Genomic DNA, 17545 nt, shown 5'->3' on the forward strand with positions numbered 1-17545 from the left:
TGACAAACATGGGATTCTTGAAAGTTGAAGATAAAACAAAGCTTCATTCAGGGGATTTTCATCCCTCACTGAATATTAATATCACAAGGGCATACACCTAAAGGTATGACCAAAAGACGGCTTCTCTAAAGGCTCTTGAACAAATCGGACCTTTAGGACTAGTAGTAACTGTAGACATAGGGAGCAATCCACTTATAGCAAAATTAGCGCTGAATCACCAGGCTAAAAAAATGATGACCAGAACAGGTTCATTGCAAAATGGCAACCGTTGCAGCTGAGCCTCTTTGAAGATGCAGAGCAAACAATTAAAAATGAAGAGCTGGATAGAACGATTGACTTTGTAAGAAAAAAGTACGGCTACACTTCTTTGCTATATGCCTTCACCTTAGTTAAAAGTGGAACAGCTATTTATCATTCTAAACTAATTGGTGGTCATAAATCTGGAATAGATGATGAATAACAAAAAAGAGGCTGGGACAAAACCCAGTAAAAACAGAAAAAGTGATTTTCTACTAAGATTAAGTAGGAAGTCACTTTTTTAATTGGATTAAAAAATGTATAAAAAAAGGATACCTTCTGATAAAGTTAAAGTACCACTACAAAAACAGAAGAACGTCACGCCTTAGCCTATGATATTTTTCCGAATCCGACCGACACACGAACATTGATTCCTTTTTTAGCTCGAATTGAAAAGGAATATTTTACGTTGCCTGATTTCCATGTAGCGGATGCAGGTTATGGAAGTGAACAAAATATAGAAAATGTCACCCTGGAACTATTACGAACTGCCCTCATCACTTATAATATGTATCGTAAAGTGAAGAAGAAAAAATATAAAAACAATCCTTTTAACACCGCTAACTGGGATTATGATGCCGAAAAAGATGTCTTTACTTGTCCAAATGGTCAAGCCGTTACTTATCGCTATGATTCCAATGGACAGACAAGTATGGTTACTAACGACAATTTAAGGTCTATGAGTGTGAAGATTGTACAGGCTGTCCTTTACGAGAGCAATGAACCAAAGCAAAGGAAGGCAACAACCGAAAAATATTTTATAATGAAAAAATGGGAAGCTCAAAAGAAGACGATGGGAGAACAGCTTTCAGATGAAGAAATGGGCAAGCTTTACGGGAAACATAAGATAGATGTGGAGCCTTTCTTTGGATTCTTGAAGGCTAATTTGGGGTGCACTCGTTTCTCTGTGCGAGGAAAAACCAAAGTGGAAAATGAATTGGGATTCGCCTTAATGGCAGTGAACCTGAGAAAATACACTGCCTCTAGCCGCTTTTTTATGTATCTACTTATAAATAATTTTAAAAAAGATGGATTTCACATCGAAACCCGATGTGAAATCCATCTTTTCATTATTTGGCTAGTTATGTCCCAGTCTCTTTTAAATTTCTTGTACAGTTCCTTGAAAAATTCCAGAAAAGTAAAACTTATGTTTTATCAATTAGATTACAGGGCACTTATATACTATAACACTATATCTAGTGTCTTTTCTTAACAATCAGTATTAAAACAAAATACAGCAATATATTTATTAATACACTAAACAACAGAAAAGAAGAATCAGTTAAAAACACCGGAAAAAGAAAACCTAAAATAATTACAAGTATCAACCCTGCTAACACTTTTTTGGAAAAATAATATACTAAATATCCAATTAACAAAGCTACAATAATAGATAAAACACGAAAAAGTAACATAATACCCCGCTCCTTTCTTATCAAATTATACTAGATATCTTGTTATAGTGAAAACCATAATAATTTATAGGAGGTTAAAGCGGTATGAAAAAGTATTTTTTATCAATCGCAACACTATTTCTTCTGTCACTGGTAATTGGTGGTGCTAATGTTATTGCTGACAACTCAGATGACATCGATTACGACCAAATCAAGGAACAAATGAGACAAGACGGCTCTTCAGAAAATGATATTGAAAACGTCATCAAAAAATTAAAAGACGGCAAAACACTAGATTCCCAAAAACCAGAAAATGAAAACAAAGCATTTATCTCAAATGAACAAATTGAAGAACAAATGAAAGAATTTAATGCGACAGAAGAAGGAATTCAAGACCAAATAATTCGTTATGATGATGGGTCATACAGCAAAGTAGAATTAGAAGTATTAGATATTGAAAAAGATGAAATTGTCACACAAGATGCTAACGGTCAATTTATGACTATAAGAGCTAAAGGAGATGACATACTAACACAAGCTGAATACACCGCTAGGCTTTATATTGATACCCATACAGGTGGAAGCAACTATATAGATAGTGTTTCCAACTATTCTATAAGAGTAAATATTGGTAACTATGAAGATCCAAATTTATTAATTTCCAGGAAAACAGAACACCGTAGTGAAGGAATATCAGCAAAATCATATTTAACATTTAAAAGAGTAGCTCCAGCCTCAGCTGTAACGTATTATTTAAGAGTGCACACAGGTGAATCAATAGGTGATCAATACGGTATTTGGGTAGACTTCAATGGTAAAGGTGGAAGCTACGAATAAAAATGTGAGAGTATAATTATCAATAAATGAGCTGTCGCAAAATGCATAATATGCATTTGATGACAGCTCATTTATTTGATTAATGTAACAATGCTTCAACAAAATAAATCTATATTGTCACCTAAAAATATTACAAGTTGACAATAAGTATTCATTCACTTATTCTATTAATATTACATAAAGAAAGAGGGAAGTACATTGAAGTTAAAAGATATGATGTTTATGTCACTATTCGCAGCAATTATGGGAGTTTTAGCTATTTTCCCTCCTATTCCAGTTCCCTTTATTCCTGTACCAATCGTAGCACAGACACTTGGCATCATGCTTGCTGGCGGTATATTAGGAGCAAAGCGGGGCGGACTCAGTATATTACTTTTCGTTTTTCTCGTTGCGGTTGGTGCACCATTATTAACTGGCGGACGCGGCGGCTTAGGTGTGCTTATTGGACCAACAGGAGGATATATTCTATCATATCCGATTGCAGCATGGCTTATTGGTTATCTAACAGAAAAAAGTATCCGCAGCCTGACCTATTGGAAGCTCGTATTGATCACAACCCTTGGCGGAGTCATCGTCATTAATATTATTGGCGTTACCTATTTATCTATTTTATCTAATCTTCCTTGGGGGCCGACTGCCATTTCAGCCTTGGTGTTTTTGCCGGGGGATCTTTTAAAAGCTCTTATAGCAAGTGCTGTTATTATAAAATTAAATCGGGTGTATCCGTTGATTGACAGTAAAAAGCGAAATACGTATTAGGTTGGTTAATCTGACAGATCAGCGTGTAGAAGAAGCAGCCTGAATTAGATTCAAGCTGCTTCGCTGTCATTTAACTATTCTGGCCGAATCATCCATTTGCTGTTTTTTTCCAGGTATCGGATGCTTCTCCAAAAAGTCCGTATTATAATCACCTGCTATAAAAACATCATGCTCCATAATTAGACGATGAAATGGGATTGTATGATGGACCCCATCAATTAAAAATTCATCCAGCGCCCGTCTCATACGATGAATTGCCTCTTCACGACTGGACCCATATGTAATTAATTTAGCAATCATAGAATCATAATAAGGTGGTATCCGATAGCCGGAATACACAGCTGAATCAACTCTTACACCTAATCCTCCTGGAGCCAGGTACATTTCTATTTCACCTGCTGAAGGCATAAAATTTTTAAAGGGATGCTCTGCATTGATTCTGCACTCGATTGACCAGCCCTCAAATTTAATATCATCCTGCTCGAAGGAAATTTCTTCATTGTTTGCGATTTTAATTTGTTCTTTGATTAAATCTACACCGGTTACCATTTCTGTAACTGGATGCTCTACCTGAATCCTTGTATTCATTTCCATGAAGTAAAATGCTTTACTTTTTCTATCAAAAATATATTCAATTGTTCCGGCACCTGTATAGTCTACTGCCTTTGCAGCCTGAACAGAAACCTCTCCCATCTTCTTCCGTATATCCGGAGTGATTGCAGGTGAAGGGGATTCTTCAATCAGCTTTTGAAGTCTTCTTTGGATGGTGCAATCTCTTTCTCCCAAATGAACAACACTGCCATAGTTATCCGCTAATATCTGAATCTCTATATGCCGGAAATCCTCAATATATTTTTCAAGATACACCCCGGGATTTCCAAATGCTATTTCAGCCTCTTTTTGCGTAATGCGGATACCTTTAACCAGTTCATCAGCTGTCCTCACAATCCGAATACCTTTTCCTCCGCCACCGGCAGTTGCTTTTATGATAACTGGATAACCAATTTTTTCAGCTATTTCCTTTGCTTCTTCTTCACTTTCTATAATTCCATCTGAGCCTGGCACTATAGGAACTCCAGCTTCCTTCATCGTCTCTCTGGCAACATCTTTTATTCCCATTTTTTGAATAGCCTCCGGCGAGGGGCCAATAAATATAATATTACATTCCCTGCAAATCTCCGCAAAATCAGCATTCTCAGCCAAAAACCCGTAGCCCGGATGGATTGCCTGAACCTTTGAAAGTGCTGCTGCACTCATGATGTTCGTGAAGTTAAGATAACTGTCTTTACTCGATGCCGGTCCGATGCAATATGCTTCATCCGCCAGTTGAACATGCAATGCGTCTTCATCCGCTTCGGAATAAACTGCGACAGTCTCAATTCCCATCTCCTTACACGCACGAATTATTCGTACAGCTATTTCTCCCCTGTTAGCAATTAACAGTTTTTGTATCACTTGCTCCATCCCCTCACTTTACCTTTACTCTAAATAATGGCTGACCATATTCAACCATTTCACCATCTTCAGCTAATATTTCTGTTATTTCCCCTGTAACTTCTGCTTCTACCTCATTAAATAGCTTCATTGCTTCCACAATACAGACCACTGTATACTTTTTTACCTTACTGCCTTCAGAAACATAAGGATCACTGTCTGGTGATGGTGACATATAAAGTGTTCCTACAATAGGAGATAGGATTTCATAATCATAGTCAGCTGTATCTTTAACGTCTTCTATTTTCGCTGATGCGTCTGATGCAGTCCGCTCCTGCTCTTCTTTTACTGATGCATGCTCATGCACTGCTACTGCTTGATTCTGCAGTTCTGTGTTGGTGGTGTTGCTATTTTTTTTCATGGATATCGTCGTTCCATTTGCTTGAAAGGTAAATTCACTGATGGAGGACTGGTCTATTGACTTAATAAGTTCACTTATTTCTTGTATTTTCAGCATTTTTTCTTCACTTCCTTATCATCCAGTTTACAATAAAATATCTCTTTTTCAGCATATACTGATAGAGAAAATACAGGTCGTTCAGTATTTAGTACAAGCAGCGGTGATTTGGATTTCTATTGGTGCATTACCAGGCAATGATGCAACTCCTATTGCTGCTCTGCTCCCAATACCATTCTGCCCCAGCTGTTCATAAAGATATTCTGAAGCAAAATCAGCTAAGTCCGAATGTGCTTGAAAGCTTTCTTGCGCATTAACGTAGACGTTTAACGCTAATATTTGATTTAATTTTTCGTCTTCATTAATTATATTATGAGCGGCATTCAATGCATTTGAAACTGCAAGTCTGACTGCTTTCTTATAAATATGCAGAGGCTCTTCTGAACTGACTTTTCCAGTTTGAATCAAAATGCCCTTGCGTCTTGGTGTCATACCGGATGTGAATATCAAATCTTCAAAACGTGAAGCAGGGATATATTGTCCCTGCGGAATAGGGGAGACATTTTCTTCAGAATGAATCATTTTCGATACCCCTTCACTACTGTTCCAATACGATCTATAGCCTCTACAGCAGCTGAATGATCCTGTGAAAAGTTCATACGAAAGCTATCGGTAAACTCTGGGCCAAATTCAGTTCCCGGAGTTACAATAACATTTGCCTGAATACGGAGAATCTTTACAAATTCCTCTATCGTAACAGTTAATTCCGGCACTTTAGGAAATAAATAGCTGCCCGCTTCTGTTGACCTTACTTTAAAACCTTGAATCGAACGCAGCTTTGTAACTAAATCATCACGGATAGCTTGATGCTGCGCAATTCTTTGGGCCATCCACCCCTCCGGCTCATGAAACCAGGTTTTCAATACGGCCTGATTGTAGCCTCCTGCTCTCAACGATACGATAGCCTGCAGTTTTTCCATGCGGTTAATAATTTCAGATGAACCGAATGCTACACCCAGCCTATATCCACTTAAGGATTCTGTTTTTGAAGGGCCCATAATAGTAATCAGGTTTTCAGGATTTAAAATATTCTGTGCTGCTAAATGCGTGTAGCTATGACCTTCAAAAACCTGTCGTGAATATAGCTCGTCAACGATAATCTGCACATCATAAGCCTGCGCAAGCTCAGCAATTTCTCTAATTTCATCCGGGGAATAAATTACCCCCACCGGATTATTTGGATTCGAAAATAAAAAGAGCTTCACACCTGCTTTAAAGGCTTCCTCCAGCTTTTCCAGATTTAATCCAGCACCTGAAACAGAATGAAAGTAATCCATTTCTATATAAACGACTTCTCCTTCAAAAAATTCTACTAATTTTCTGTTGGCAAAATAATCAGGTGCTACAATAGCAATCTTGTCATTCCGGCTAATAACAGAACCCATTGCTAAAAAAAGAGCTCCTTGTGTACCTGGAGTAATAATTAGATTCTTTTCAGGATCAATTTTTTTTGAGCCAGTGAATGCAGCAAGTTTTCCGGCCGTTATTTCACGAATTTCTTTGCTGCCCCGATATTCCGTATATGCCTGTTTACCGCCAACTTGCACACCTTCTACAAAATTATCTAAAGAGCCTGGAATTGGTTGGAAAGCATCGACGTCGCCATGGGAAAAATCAACTGATCTTCCCGGTATCCTATCACCCACCAGGTTCATTGCATCATTATTCTGCCTTCCTTCCTGACCTGGTGCATTCTCAGCACCAAGCTTTAAAAATTTCTTTTCCACAGAATCCATACAAGCACCCTCTCCCGTTTAAGTTTGTAATGAAATCTTTCTGACTTTCTATTTTAATTTCCCCTGCTCATTTCCTTACAAATCCTCTTTTACTGCCGACAGCACATTTTGCAATTGTTGAAATGCATCATGTACTGTCCAGGGATTATAATGTATTTAATCAATTAGAGATGGCAGCCAGGTAGTGAAAAATGGAAAGTATGCGATAATTATCAAACCGACAATCATGGCCAGCACAAATGGCCAAATATGTTTTATCACGACACTGACATTTAAATTTGTAATTGCACTTGCTACAAAAAGATTAACTCCCATTGGTGGTGTGACCACTCCGATTGCTAATGCAGAAATCATTACTACCCCCAGATGAATTGGATCTACTCCCATTGAATTAGTTATAGGCAGCAGTACAGGCGTCAAAATAATAATTGCAGCACTCGCTTCCATAAATAATCCTACAAACAGCAATAACAACAAGATCAAGAACAAAATCAGATATGGATTCGTTGTGATAGAAGTGATTAAACCAGCTATTAATTGTGGAAGCTGTTGGGAAGTAACCAGCCAGCCAAATAAATCTGCAATTCCAATAATCAGTACAACCATAGAAGAAATTAATATGGTCTCATAAAAAATATTCGGCAGATCCTTTATACGTATCTTTTTATAAACAAACATACCCAGGATTAATCCATATATAATGGCTACTACAGCAGATTCCGTTGCTGTAAAAATACCAAGCAAAATACCTCCCAGCATAATTACAGGCATGAATAATGCTAAAATTGCATCAACGAATGACCGCCCAAGGTCTTTAATAGATTGCCTTTCTTCAGATGGATACTTCATAACCAATGCGATAATATAACTGACCAGCATTAACATAATTCCTAAAATAATACCAGGTAAAATTCCGCCGATCAGTAATTTACCAATAGAAGCCCCGCCGACAACTCCAAAAATAATCAGAGTAATACTTGGCGGTATAACCGAGCCCAGTGATCCGGAAGCAGCTACTAATGCAGCAGAAAACCCTTTAGAATATCCTTTTTCGTTCATTGAAGGTACTACAATTTTACCAATAGCTGCAGTTGCAGCTGTAGATGATCCGGTCATGGAAGAAAATATCATCGAAGCAACGATCGTAATCATTGCTAATCCTCCCCGGATATGGCCTACTAATACATTAGCTAAATTAATAATTTTTGCAGATACACCGCCTTTGTCCATAATAGCACCCGCCAGAATGAAGAAAGGGATCGCCAGCAGAGGAAAGGAATCTAAGCCGTTAAAAACCCGCTGCGGAATAAGAGTCAATGGCAGTACTGGATCAGTTAGTAATGCTAATAAACAGGCTATGGCTAAAGCAAATGCTATTGGAATATTCAAAAATATTAACACGATAAATGTAATCATAAGTATTGCTATCACTGTTTTGTACCTCCTTTAAAGTAGCTCCAAGAGACATTTATTCTATTTATCTTGTTCTTCAAAATTTATGATTCCTCTTTTTATTTTTATAATTTTTTCAAAGGCAAAAAATATAGATAGAATAGAAAATACGATTAAGGCTACGTATACAGCACTCATGGGTACTCCTAAGACTGGAGATGTCTGCCCTGCAGCAGATACACTGAATTTAATGCTTTGAACTAATAAAACAGCCATAAATAAAATAATACTGATCTCTACAAAATATTGAATAATTTTTTGGAGTTTTAGTGGTAATTTACTAACAAATGCATCAATACTTACATGAGAAAAATTCTTAATGCCAAGTGCTGCTCCAATTAAACTCATCCATATAAAGGAATATTTAGCCACTTCCTGAGTCCAGCTGACAGGAAAATAGATTATTTCCCGCGCAACAATTTGTAATGTGACAGTTACAATAATGATACCCATTAAAAACACTGCAATATATTTAAATATAGATTCAATTCGCTCCATGACCTCACCCTATTTCTTAGACTTTATTCACTTTCGCAGCTAATATTACCGGGAACCATGCCTCCCGTGGAAGCAAAATGATTAATAAACTCTTTTCCAGATTCTTATCTTAATTCTTCAATTTTCTCTATAAGCTCTTCCCCTTCTGCCTCGTCGCCATTTCCAACAACATTGTAAAATCGCGGGTATACTGCTTCTTTCATCTGTTCTCTAAACTCATTTACAAATTCATCAGATACTTCGTTAATTTCCATACCTTGCTCTTCTAATATTTCTAATATTTGTGATTCCTCTGCAAAAAGTTGTTCTTTATGATATTCCATTGATTCCTCAGTCGCTCTTACCAGTGCTTCTTGTTGTTTATCAGATAATTGATCAAATCTATCAGCATTCATAAGATAGTATCTTGTGGTGAAAAAATGATTCGTTAATGACAAATAATCCTGTACTTCAAAAAACTTCATACTATAAATAGAATTCAAAGGATTTTCCTGAGCATTTACAACTCCCTGCTGCAAGCCTGAGTATAATTCTGAAAATGCCATATTGGAAGTTCTTGTTCCAGGTATGTTTTCAAAGGTAGAAATCATTACTTCACTTTCTAAAAGTCTGATATTAATTCCTTTGAAATCCACCAGTGTTTCAATAGGTCGTACAGAGTTTGTTATCTGACGAAATCCGCCATACTGTATGCCTAAATTCACAAGATTATTATCTTCAAAATCAGCTTGCAAAGATCCCATAATTGACTCATCATCCTCAATTCTCTCCATATGCTCAATACTGTCTACGATATATGGAAAATCCCAATATACAAGTGATGGAATAAAGTTAGTCACAGCAGCATTAGCCGAAAGTCCAATATCAACCATTCCCATTTGTACACCTTCCACTAATTCTCTTTCCTCGCCTAGTTGACTATTTGAATACACATCTATCTGAAGCTCACCATCACTATATTCCTTTGCAAGATCGGCCAGCATTACCGTACTTTTATGTATTGGATCATCTTCAGCAAATACATGGCCTAACCTGAGGGTAACCTCACTCTCTGAATTACTTTCATTTGAAGGTCCGCTCTCCTCTGCTATTGTGGGTTCCGTTAACTCAATACAACCAGCCAGCATAGAAAAGATACATAGAACTGCCAGGAGACCTATACTTCTCAATAAGCTTCTCACCTATATCACTCCTCTTTTGTTGATATATCATTTAATTCAAGGCTCTTATCCAGTATTTGCTGAATATATTTTTCTCTTTTTCTATAAATCTCTATGGCTTTATCCGTGGAGATAAAAGTAAATCGGACAGTATCATGAGGTCTTACCTGTCCCGCCAAGTCCAAATCAGCTGAAGAAATACAGGCTATTACCGGATATCCTATTGTTCCTCCCCTGCCCCTATGCAGAATAATAGGCTGGCCATGCGGGGTAATTTCTATCGCGCCAGGAATAATACCTCTTGATAAATTCTGCTGTGGTGAGAATTTGGTTAACCTATATTTCTCCAGCCGGATACCAATGTTGTCACTTTCCAAAGAAACCCGGAATTTTGCTTCTTCAAAAAACTTTATATGCTTTTTAAAAATAGCAACATCAGGGCCAGGACATACATTGATTTTCCAAGGAGATTGATACCCTGGTATATCGTCTTTCGGCATACGCATTTTATTCCTTATACAGTTAGTTAGACTTCCATTTAAAGATAACGTATCTCCTTTAGTTAATTTTGTACCGATACCTATCATGCTATCGTAGGATGCACTTCCATGTATAAGCGGGACATTTACCCCCCCTGCAATATTGATGTACACTCTCATACCAGAATGGATCTTGGAAATACGTAATTTCTTTTCTTTTTTTAATATAAAGGTTTCCCATTGAGGCATGACTTCATTGTCTGCTTCAACAATTGCCTGTGCTCCAGTAACACAAACACTGATATCAACATGACTTTTTAATGCAAAATTAAAGGCTGTTACTTCAATAGCCGGTGTTTCAAGCGGATTTCCCAGTAAAGCATTACTTATCTTATAAGCAAACTGATCAAGTGCCCCATTGATACTAAAACCATAATTCTCCAACCCATACCTTCCAATGTCCTGAATAGATGCTATATTTGATTCTAAGATGAGAAGCTCGTCACTCATTTTTGTTCCTCCAATAGATACGGCATATCTTCTACTTTTTTATTTTTATAGAAACCCCATTCTTTTTCATCTATTCTGAAAAATTGTATTAGATCTCCAATCTTAAAGGGGGATGGTGGAATTTGTTCTGGATTAGTAACCTGCAATGGAGTGCGCCCGATCAACCTCCATCCTCCCGGAGTTTCCTTTGTATAAATTGTTGTCTGACTGCCTACAATTGCAATCGTGCCTTTAGGAATCTTCACATAAGGTGTCTCCATTCGGGGAATCGTATTCGGAATTTCAGATTTCCCCATTAAAGGCTGGCCTGCCGGACTTGTAAAAGATAAAAGCTGACTTGGACTGTTTATATGCTTCTGGATAACTTCTTCCTCTGTCATATATAACCTTTTTGCAATCGCCGGTAAGTCAGGACCGAATTCTCCTCCATAAACAACAGGAAGAAAATGTGTATCTCTTTTTTGGATTTTTAATTCAGGATCAAGCTTATTAATAGTTTCTCTGATTATTTGTGTTACAGCTTCTTTGTCTATCAAAATAATATTGTAATGAATTATCACCGTAGTATACGTAGGAATAATACTTAAAAGCCATTGATAATTATCTTCCTTCAGCCTTGCAGCTAAAGCATGTGTCCTCATCCAGGCGTCTTCCGTAAATATTTCAGAAAAAACAACACAGATAGCTGCATCACCATAACTGGTCATCTTGTAGTCATTCATTATTACGCCCCCCTATTTAGTAAATTCACAGTTAAGTGGAAGGGGAAATGCTGATATTGTTTTTCACCAATTCTGCCTTGAGCTTTTCAGCAAGAACATCTGAATTGGCGGTATCACTATGAATACAAAGAATATCTCCCTCCATTTTTATTATTTTACCATCAATGGTTTTTACGGTATTTTCCTTAATCATCTGGATCGTTCTGGTAACCATTTCATCAAAATCTGTTATTACTGAACCTACTCTGGATCTTTCTACCAAAGTTCCATCATTATTATATGCCCTGTCGGAAAAAATCTGTTTAACAACCGTATAGCCCTGCCTTCTCGCTTCCTCTGCCAATTCACCTTCCAGAGCAACTATTTTAATAGATTCATCGAAGCTGTTAATTGCTTCCATAAACGCTTTGGCAAAATTCTTATCCTGAACACAATAATGTCCGAGCTGACCATGCGGAGAAACATGACGCAAAGTTGTATGATGCGCCTTTGTAAATGCGCTCAAAGCTCCAAGCTGATAAAGCACATTTGTCGTTACTTCTTCCATCGTTACATTTATTTTTCTTCTTCCAAATCCTATTAAATCGGCCAAGCCCGGATGTGCCCCGATTGCTACCTGATTTTGAGCAGCTTTTTTAACTGTGTTATTCATTATCACTGGATCGCCGGCATGGAAACCGCAGGCAATATTTACAGAGCTTACGATATCAAGCAGCTTTTCATCATTCGCTACAGTATACCTGCCAAAGCCCTCTCCCATATCCGTATTTATATCAATAGTGTGCTTCATAATATCCAACCCCCTGTATCCGCTTACAATAAATTGATCATAAAGTATTTATTTCAAATTAGAATTGCTTGTAATGTATCGTAACACTCAAATTGTTTTATTGTAAAATACAATATATAAATATTAAATATTTAAAAATCAAATATTTAATGATGTTTAAGAAAAGGTCCACAGCTGTGAAATATGGTTGCCATAAAATAGAAAAACTCTCATTTAACATAAATAACGCCCATACAAAAAAGGCATGGACGATATAAAACTTCTATTCCACTATGCTCATATTCTTTCTTATTCGTTCCAGGGTCTGACAATATTTTCGATTTCCTCCATAGAATGACGCAGAATTTCATTTATTTTCTTTGAATAACGATTCCCTCCTTCCCGTTCCACAATATAACAAATTCTATCTGGCGGCGGATCTTCCAGCATATAAACATTAACAATTTCATCCTTATAGAGACTCCTGGCAACAGAAACCGGAACAATTGCCCATAAATTAGAATCAACGATAAATTCCTGCAGCATTTTTACCGTATCAATTTGAATATGTGAATTAGAAGATGATCCCCAATGCTTTTCCTGCCAAATTTGATAGTCGATTCCCCAATAAATGTACAGCTGATTTTCAGGGAGAAGCGTTTCATTTGCAATTACCTTTCGCTGCTCTCCTCTTTTTCTGCACTGAACCAGTACAAGCTGCTCAGCAAATAGCTTTTTCAGATGAATATGGCGTAATATGCGCTCCTGCAGCGATAAACCTATATCAATTTTCCGTTGTTCTATCAATGAATAGATTTCATTTGATTGATATGTTCTGACTGCTAAACGAATATTGAGGATTTCTTCTGTGATTTTTTTATACAGGTTTTGAAATATATAATTATGAACACTATCAACAGCACCAATAGTAATGGTCATATTGCCGCTTCTCATTTTCATATTTTTGGCTTCTGCATGAAGAAGCTCGTATTCCAATGCAATCTGATAAAACCTTTCTCCTTCATCCGTTAAAGAAATACCTTTCACCCCTCTGTCCCGATTAAGTAATAGGATGCCATATTCTTTTTCGATTGAATGTAAACGCTGGCTTACAGTGGATTGAGATACATATAAGTGATTCGCTGCTTTTGAAAGACTTCCCAGTCTAATTGTTGTTAAAAAAGCTTCTATTTGATTAAAATTCATACTACCCCTCCCTTTATATCTATTTTATCGATAATTAATAACTATAAATTTAATTTTACTATATTTCAATCATTTGCTACAATTTTTACTAACATGAAAGCTTGAAACACACATTGATCTGTAATCATTTTGAAATTGCTTGTAATCTATCTATTCTCTTCAGCTTTCCTTCAATAATAAAATCGCTTTCAGTTATTAGATAATAAAGCTGATCATACATAATTACATACAGAAATACAGATGCTTTCATTATTTGTCCAGTTTAAAGGAGGAGATTATCCATGTCTAACCAACAAATAGAAAAAATACAAAATGAAGGGGAATTCTTTTCTCCTCAGCTGCAGAAAGAGATAAAAGATAAATTTTATTATCTGGATGAAGATCCGAAATATGGAGAAAGATTATTTTTTGAGAACTCCGGTGGATCTCTCAGATTAAAAAGTGCTGTAGAAATAAAAGCATTTATTGAAAGCTTTCCTGATTGTCCAGACAGAGTTCACAACCGTTCCCTTGATTTGCAGGAAATCAAAAAACAAAGCATCGAGGATATGACAAAAGTTATTTTCGGTGCGGATGAAGGCTCCATTATCACACAGCTGTCTGCTTCTCAGGTGATGTTTCAAATTGCTGAAACGATTGCTGAAAATGTCCCCGGCAAAAATATTGTGACTTCAGCGATGGAGCATCCTTCTGCTTATGATGCAGCCTCTTATGCTGCACAAAAAATGGGCATGGAGCTGCGGGTAGCAAAAGCAAATCCTGATACTGGCGGGATTGATGCTGCAGAAGTAGCAGCATTAGTTGACGAGGATACTTGTTTTGTGAGTATTATGTCAGCATCCAATATTTCTGGATCAATTATGGACATCAAAGAAATTGCAGCACAGTCCAGAAAAATAAAGCCTGATCTATACGTAATTACAGATGCTGTACAGCATGCTCCTCACGGGGTCATTGACGTAAAGGATACCGGAGTCGATGCCGTTACTATGGCGCCCTACAAATTTTTTGGAAATCGTGGGATCGGTATCGGCTGGGTCTCTCCCCGATTAGCCAATCTACGCCATCATAAGCTATTAGCTAAAAAAAGTGACGAGTGGGAATTAGGGTCTCCAACACCGTCAAATTATGCATCTATTTCAGCGATTGTTGATTATGTCTGCTGGATTGGTGAAAATTACACGGATACAAAGAATCGGAGAGCACTATTTGTAAAAGGTATGGAAAAAATTCACTTACATGAAAGAGCACTTCTTTCTGCTTTATTAAATGGAACGAAAAATGCCAGAGGGCTACGAGAAAATCCAATGGTTACCATTTATACAGATACCCAAAGCCTGCTGCATAAAGATTTAATTGTGGCAATCGGATTTGATCATCTCGATTATTCTGCCGCTGCACGGGAATACGGGAAACGGGGATGTATTGTATTTGAAAGAATCATGGGAAGCCCTTATTCGGAAAGGATGCTGATTTCTTTAGGTATCCCTGGCGCCATTCGTGTGTCGCCGATGCATTGTCATGATATATCTGATATTGAAAAGTTTTTAGAAATCACCGAATCTATTTCAGAGCTCGAATAGAGAAAAAAGAAATCCAAACACATAAAAATTCATTTGTATTTGGATTTCTCTTTATTTCAGCCAATCTTTGCTGGCGGCTGGCTTTTACTTTGAAAAGTTTAATTCTCCTCTTCCCCGCCAAACGCTTCCAAATAACGATATAATGTAGACTTACTTATTCCGGTTTCATTTTTGATATCGAATAATGTATAACCATCATGATACATTGCAATAGCCTTTTTAATATTTTCATCCGATTTTTTTGGACGACCTATAGATTTCCCCCGCTGTTTCGCTTTATACATCCCTTGCGTTGTGGATTGTTTGATACTGTCTGACTGGAATTGAAGCATATACATTACCATATTCTGTAAATAAATATTCAGCAATGTATCGCTTTGAATGTCCTCATTCAGAAAATGAATTTTCACATTATCTTTTTCACACACTTTTAATATTTCCATCAAATGATGAAATGTGTCAGCCAAAGCAATCATTCTCTCTACTAAGATACAATCCCCTGATTGTATCTCCATTAAAAGTGCCTCCAACTGATCCCTTTTTTTAGGACTTCCATGTTCTTCGCAATAAATCCGGTCACATTTATTTCTAAGAGAATTTAGTTGATTTTGAGATTTTATATCATTATATAAAGGTCTTGTATAGCCATATATCATATTATCCGCTCCTATTTTATTCCCTAAAGGGTTCCTTTTTAGGAAAACTAGTGCTACAATGTGAAAAGTAATTTAGAAAAGGAGTTCATCATGCAAAATTTAATACAACAATGGTTCAGTAATATCCGGGCTGATATTTTATCCGGTATTGTCGTTGCGCTCGCTCTTATTCCTGAAGCAATAGCTTTCTCTATTATAGCAGGTGTCGATCCAATGGTCGGTTTATACACCTCTTTTATTATTGCTGTCGTCATTTCTTTTGCCGGAGGCCGTCCTGGAATGATTTCTGCAGCCACTGGAGCAATGGCGTTACTTATGGTCCCACTGGTCAGAGATTATGGACTTGATTATCTATTGGCTGCAACCATTTTAACAGGTATTATTCAACTTCTATTTGGTATATGCAAGGTTGCCAAAGTCATGAAATTTGTTCCAAATGCCGTTATGATCGGTTTTGTAAATGCGTTAGCTATTTTGATTTTCACTGCACAGCTGGAACATTTCATCGGTATATCAACAATGACCTATGTATTTGTGGGCATAACATTAATTCTATTATATACCTTACCACGCTTCATCAAGGTAATTCCAGCTCCGTTGATTGCCATTGTAGCATTAACATCCATTGCCATATTCAGTGGAGTAAATCTTAAAACAGTAGGAGATCTTGGAGCCATTACCCAAGCCTTCCCGTCTTTTTTTATTCCGGATGTGCCCTGGACGTTTGAAACATTACAAATTATTTTTCCATACTCCCTATCAATGGCTATTGTAGGGCTGCTGGAAACATTACTTACATCACAAATTGTTGATGACATGACTGGAACAGAAAGTAATAAAAACGGAGAAGCCCGCGGCCAGGGTATTGCCAATTTTATTACCGGATTCTTTGGCGGTATGGCTGGCTGCGCAATGATTGGACAGTCTGTGATTAATGTAAAATCTGGCGGCCGCGGCCGTTTATCTACTTTCATTGCAGGAATTTTTTTAATGTTCCTTATTATTGTGCTGGGTGATCTTGTTGTTCAAATCCCAATGCCGGTTTTAGTAGGCATAATGATTATGGTAAGTATTGGAACATTCGATTGGAGCTCATTTAAATATTTAATGAAGGCTCCCCGGACAGACGCGCTGGTTATGTTAGCTACTGTGGTGATTGTCGTTTATACGCATGACTTATCAAAAGGTGTGCTTGCCGGAGTTCTACTAAGTGCCATTTTCTTTGTTATAAAAATTTCAACAGTTAAAATTTCAAATGACGGGACTCGGTACCACATTCAGGGTCAGCTCTTTTTTGCTTCCATTGATGGATTTGTTAATTACTTTAAAAAATCTGATATACAGAGTAAAAAAATCCAGATTGATTTCTCTGAGAGTCAAATTTGGGATGATTCCGGTGTCGGCGCTGTCTTAAAGGTAGTCGATCTGTTAAAAACAAAAGGCATTCAGGTTGAACTTGTAGAACTGGATACTTCCAGTAAGAAAATAATGGATAAATTGAATGGTGTTTTGTCATCACATTAAAGGAGAGATATT

The 17545-nt window shown here is 37.1% G+C and carries 17 protein-coding genes and 1 pseudogene; 6 read left to right on the forward strand and 12 right to left on the reverse strand.

Annotated features, from left to right (window positions below; all coding sequences use genetic code 11):
- The first annotated feature begins 268 nt into the window (after nucleotides 1-268).
- From OSO01_RS07495 to OSO01_RS07510, 4 genes and pseudogenes are all read left to right on the forward strand, one after another.
- Complete coding sequence (locus OSO01_RS07495; RefSeq protein ID WP_147209814.1) at nucleotides 269-460, forward strand: hypothetical protein; 192 nt, start codon at nucleotides 269-271, stop codon at nucleotides 458-460.
- A 150-nt stretch (nucleotides 461-610) separates the two neighbouring features.
- A pseudogene (locus tag OSO01_RS07500) lies at nucleotides 611-1510 on the forward strand (transposase); the annotation flags it as partial.
- Between the two features lie 286 nt (nucleotides 1511-1796).
- On the forward strand, nucleotides 1797-2528 hold the full coding sequence (locus OSO01_RS07505) for a hypothetical protein (RefSeq protein ID WP_147209816.1): 732 nt from the start codon (nucleotides 1797-1799) through the stop codon (nucleotides 2526-2528).
- A gap of 198 nt (nucleotides 2529-2726) precedes the next feature.
- Nucleotides 2727-3287: a biotin transporter BioY gene (locus OSO01_RS07510; RefSeq protein WP_147209817.1), complete on the forward strand. Its 561-nt coding sequence runs from the start codon at nucleotides 2727-2729 to the stop codon at nucleotides 3285-3287.
- Nucleotides 3288-3353: 66 nt separating this feature from the next.
- On the opposite strand, the gene accC is transcribed toward OSO01_RS07510, so the two are convergent.
- From accC to OSO01_RS07565, 11 genes are all read right to left on the reverse strand, one after another.
- A complete protein-coding gene (gene accC / locus OSO01_RS07515; protein WP_147209818.1) occupies nucleotides 3354-4742 on the reverse strand; it encodes an acetyl-CoA carboxylase biotin carboxylase subunit in 1389 nt (462 codons plus the stop codon).
- Between the two features lie 13 nt (nucleotides 4743-4755).
- The gene (gene accB / locus OSO01_RS07520; protein WP_147209819.1) at nucleotides 4756-5238 is read right to left on the reverse strand and encodes an acetyl-CoA carboxylase biotin carboxyl carrier protein; all 483 of its coding nucleotides are present in this window, start codon (nucleotides 5236-5238) and stop codon (nucleotides 4756-4758) included.
- An 81-nt stretch (nucleotides 5239-5319) separates the two neighbouring features.
- Nucleotides 5320-5760 (reverse strand): RidA family protein, encoded by a 441-nt coding sequence (locus tag OSO01_RS07525; protein WP_147209820.1) that lies wholly within the window; start codon nucleotides 5758-5760, stop codon nucleotides 5320-5322.
- Nucleotides 5757-6974, reverse strand: coding sequence for a pyridoxal phosphate-dependent aminotransferase (locus OSO01_RS07530; protein WP_147209821.1), 1218 nt, complete (start codon nucleotides 6972-6974; stop codon nucleotides 5757-5759). The genes OSO01_RS07525 and OSO01_RS07530 overlap by 4 nt, the downstream gene beginning before the upstream one ends.
- Before the next feature lie 156 nt (nucleotides 6975-7130).
- Entirely contained in the window at nucleotides 7131-8405 is a 1275-nt protein-coding gene (locus OSO01_RS07535; RefSeq protein ID WP_246145085.1) for a TRAP transporter large permease, read from the reverse strand.
- A 42-nt stretch (nucleotides 8406-8447) separates the two neighbouring features.
- The gene (locus OSO01_RS07540; protein ID WP_147209822.1) at nucleotides 8448-8924 is read right to left on the reverse strand and encodes a TRAP transporter small permease; all 477 of its coding nucleotides are present in this window, start codon (nucleotides 8922-8924) and stop codon (nucleotides 8448-8450) included.
- A gap of 104 nt (nucleotides 8925-9028) precedes the next feature.
- Nucleotides 9029-10105 (reverse strand): TRAP transporter substrate-binding protein, encoded by a 1077-nt coding sequence (locus OSO01_RS07545; protein ID WP_147209823.1) that lies wholly within the window; start codon nucleotides 10103-10105, stop codon nucleotides 9029-9031.
- 5 nt (nucleotides 10106-10110) lie between these two features.
- Complete coding sequence (locus OSO01_RS07550; RefSeq protein ID WP_147209824.1) at nucleotides 10111-11073, reverse strand: 5-oxoprolinase subunit C family protein; 963 nt, start codon at nucleotides 11071-11073, stop codon at nucleotides 10111-10113.
- Entirely contained in the window at nucleotides 11070-11795 is a 726-nt protein-coding gene (locus tag OSO01_RS07555) for a 5-oxoprolinase subunit B family protein (protein ID WP_147209825.1), read from the reverse strand. Before OSO01_RS07555 ends, OSO01_RS07550 begins: the two co-directional genes overlap by 4 nt.
- Before the next feature lie 31 nt (nucleotides 11796-11826).
- Nucleotides 11827-12585: a LamB/YcsF family protein gene (locus OSO01_RS07560; protein ID WP_147209826.1), complete on the reverse strand. Its 759-nt coding sequence runs from the start codon at nucleotides 12583-12585 to the stop codon at nucleotides 11827-11829.
- Between the two features lie 288 nt (nucleotides 12586-12873).
- Nucleotides 12874-13770, reverse strand: a complete 897-nt coding sequence (locus OSO01_RS07565) for a LysR family transcriptional regulator (protein ID WP_147209827.1) — start codon at nucleotides 13768-13770, stop codon at nucleotides 12874-12876.
- A gap of 281 nt (nucleotides 13771-14051) precedes the next feature.
- Between OSO01_RS07565 and OSO01_RS07570 the strand changes: the two genes are divergently transcribed.
- Nucleotides 14052-15353 carry an aminotransferase class V-fold PLP-dependent enzyme gene (locus OSO01_RS07570; protein ID WP_147209828.1) on the forward strand — a complete coding sequence of 434 codons (1302 nt, stop codon included), beginning with the start codon at nucleotides 14052-14054 and terminating at the stop codon, nucleotides 15351-15353.
- 98 nt (nucleotides 15354-15451) lie between these two features.
- Here the strand turns inward: OSO01_RS07570 and OSO01_RS07575 are convergent, their stop codons facing one another.
- Entirely contained in the window at nucleotides 15452-16009 is a 558-nt protein-coding gene (locus OSO01_RS07575) for a recombinase family protein (protein WP_147209829.1), read from the reverse strand.
- 87 nt (nucleotides 16010-16096) lie between these two features.
- On the opposite strand from OSO01_RS07575, the gene OSO01_RS07580 reads away from it, so the two are divergent.
- Nucleotides 16097-17533: a SulP family inorganic anion transporter gene (locus OSO01_RS07580; RefSeq protein ID WP_147209945.1), complete on the forward strand. Its 1437-nt coding sequence runs from the start codon at nucleotides 16097-16099 to the stop codon at nucleotides 17531-17533.
- Nucleotides 17534-17545 lie beyond the last annotated feature (12 nt).

This window comes from Oceanobacillus sojae, assembly GCF_007991515.1.
In the GTDB taxonomy this organism is placed as follows: Bacteria; Bacillota; Bacilli; order Bacillales; family Amphibacillaceae; genus Oceanobacillus; species Oceanobacillus sojae.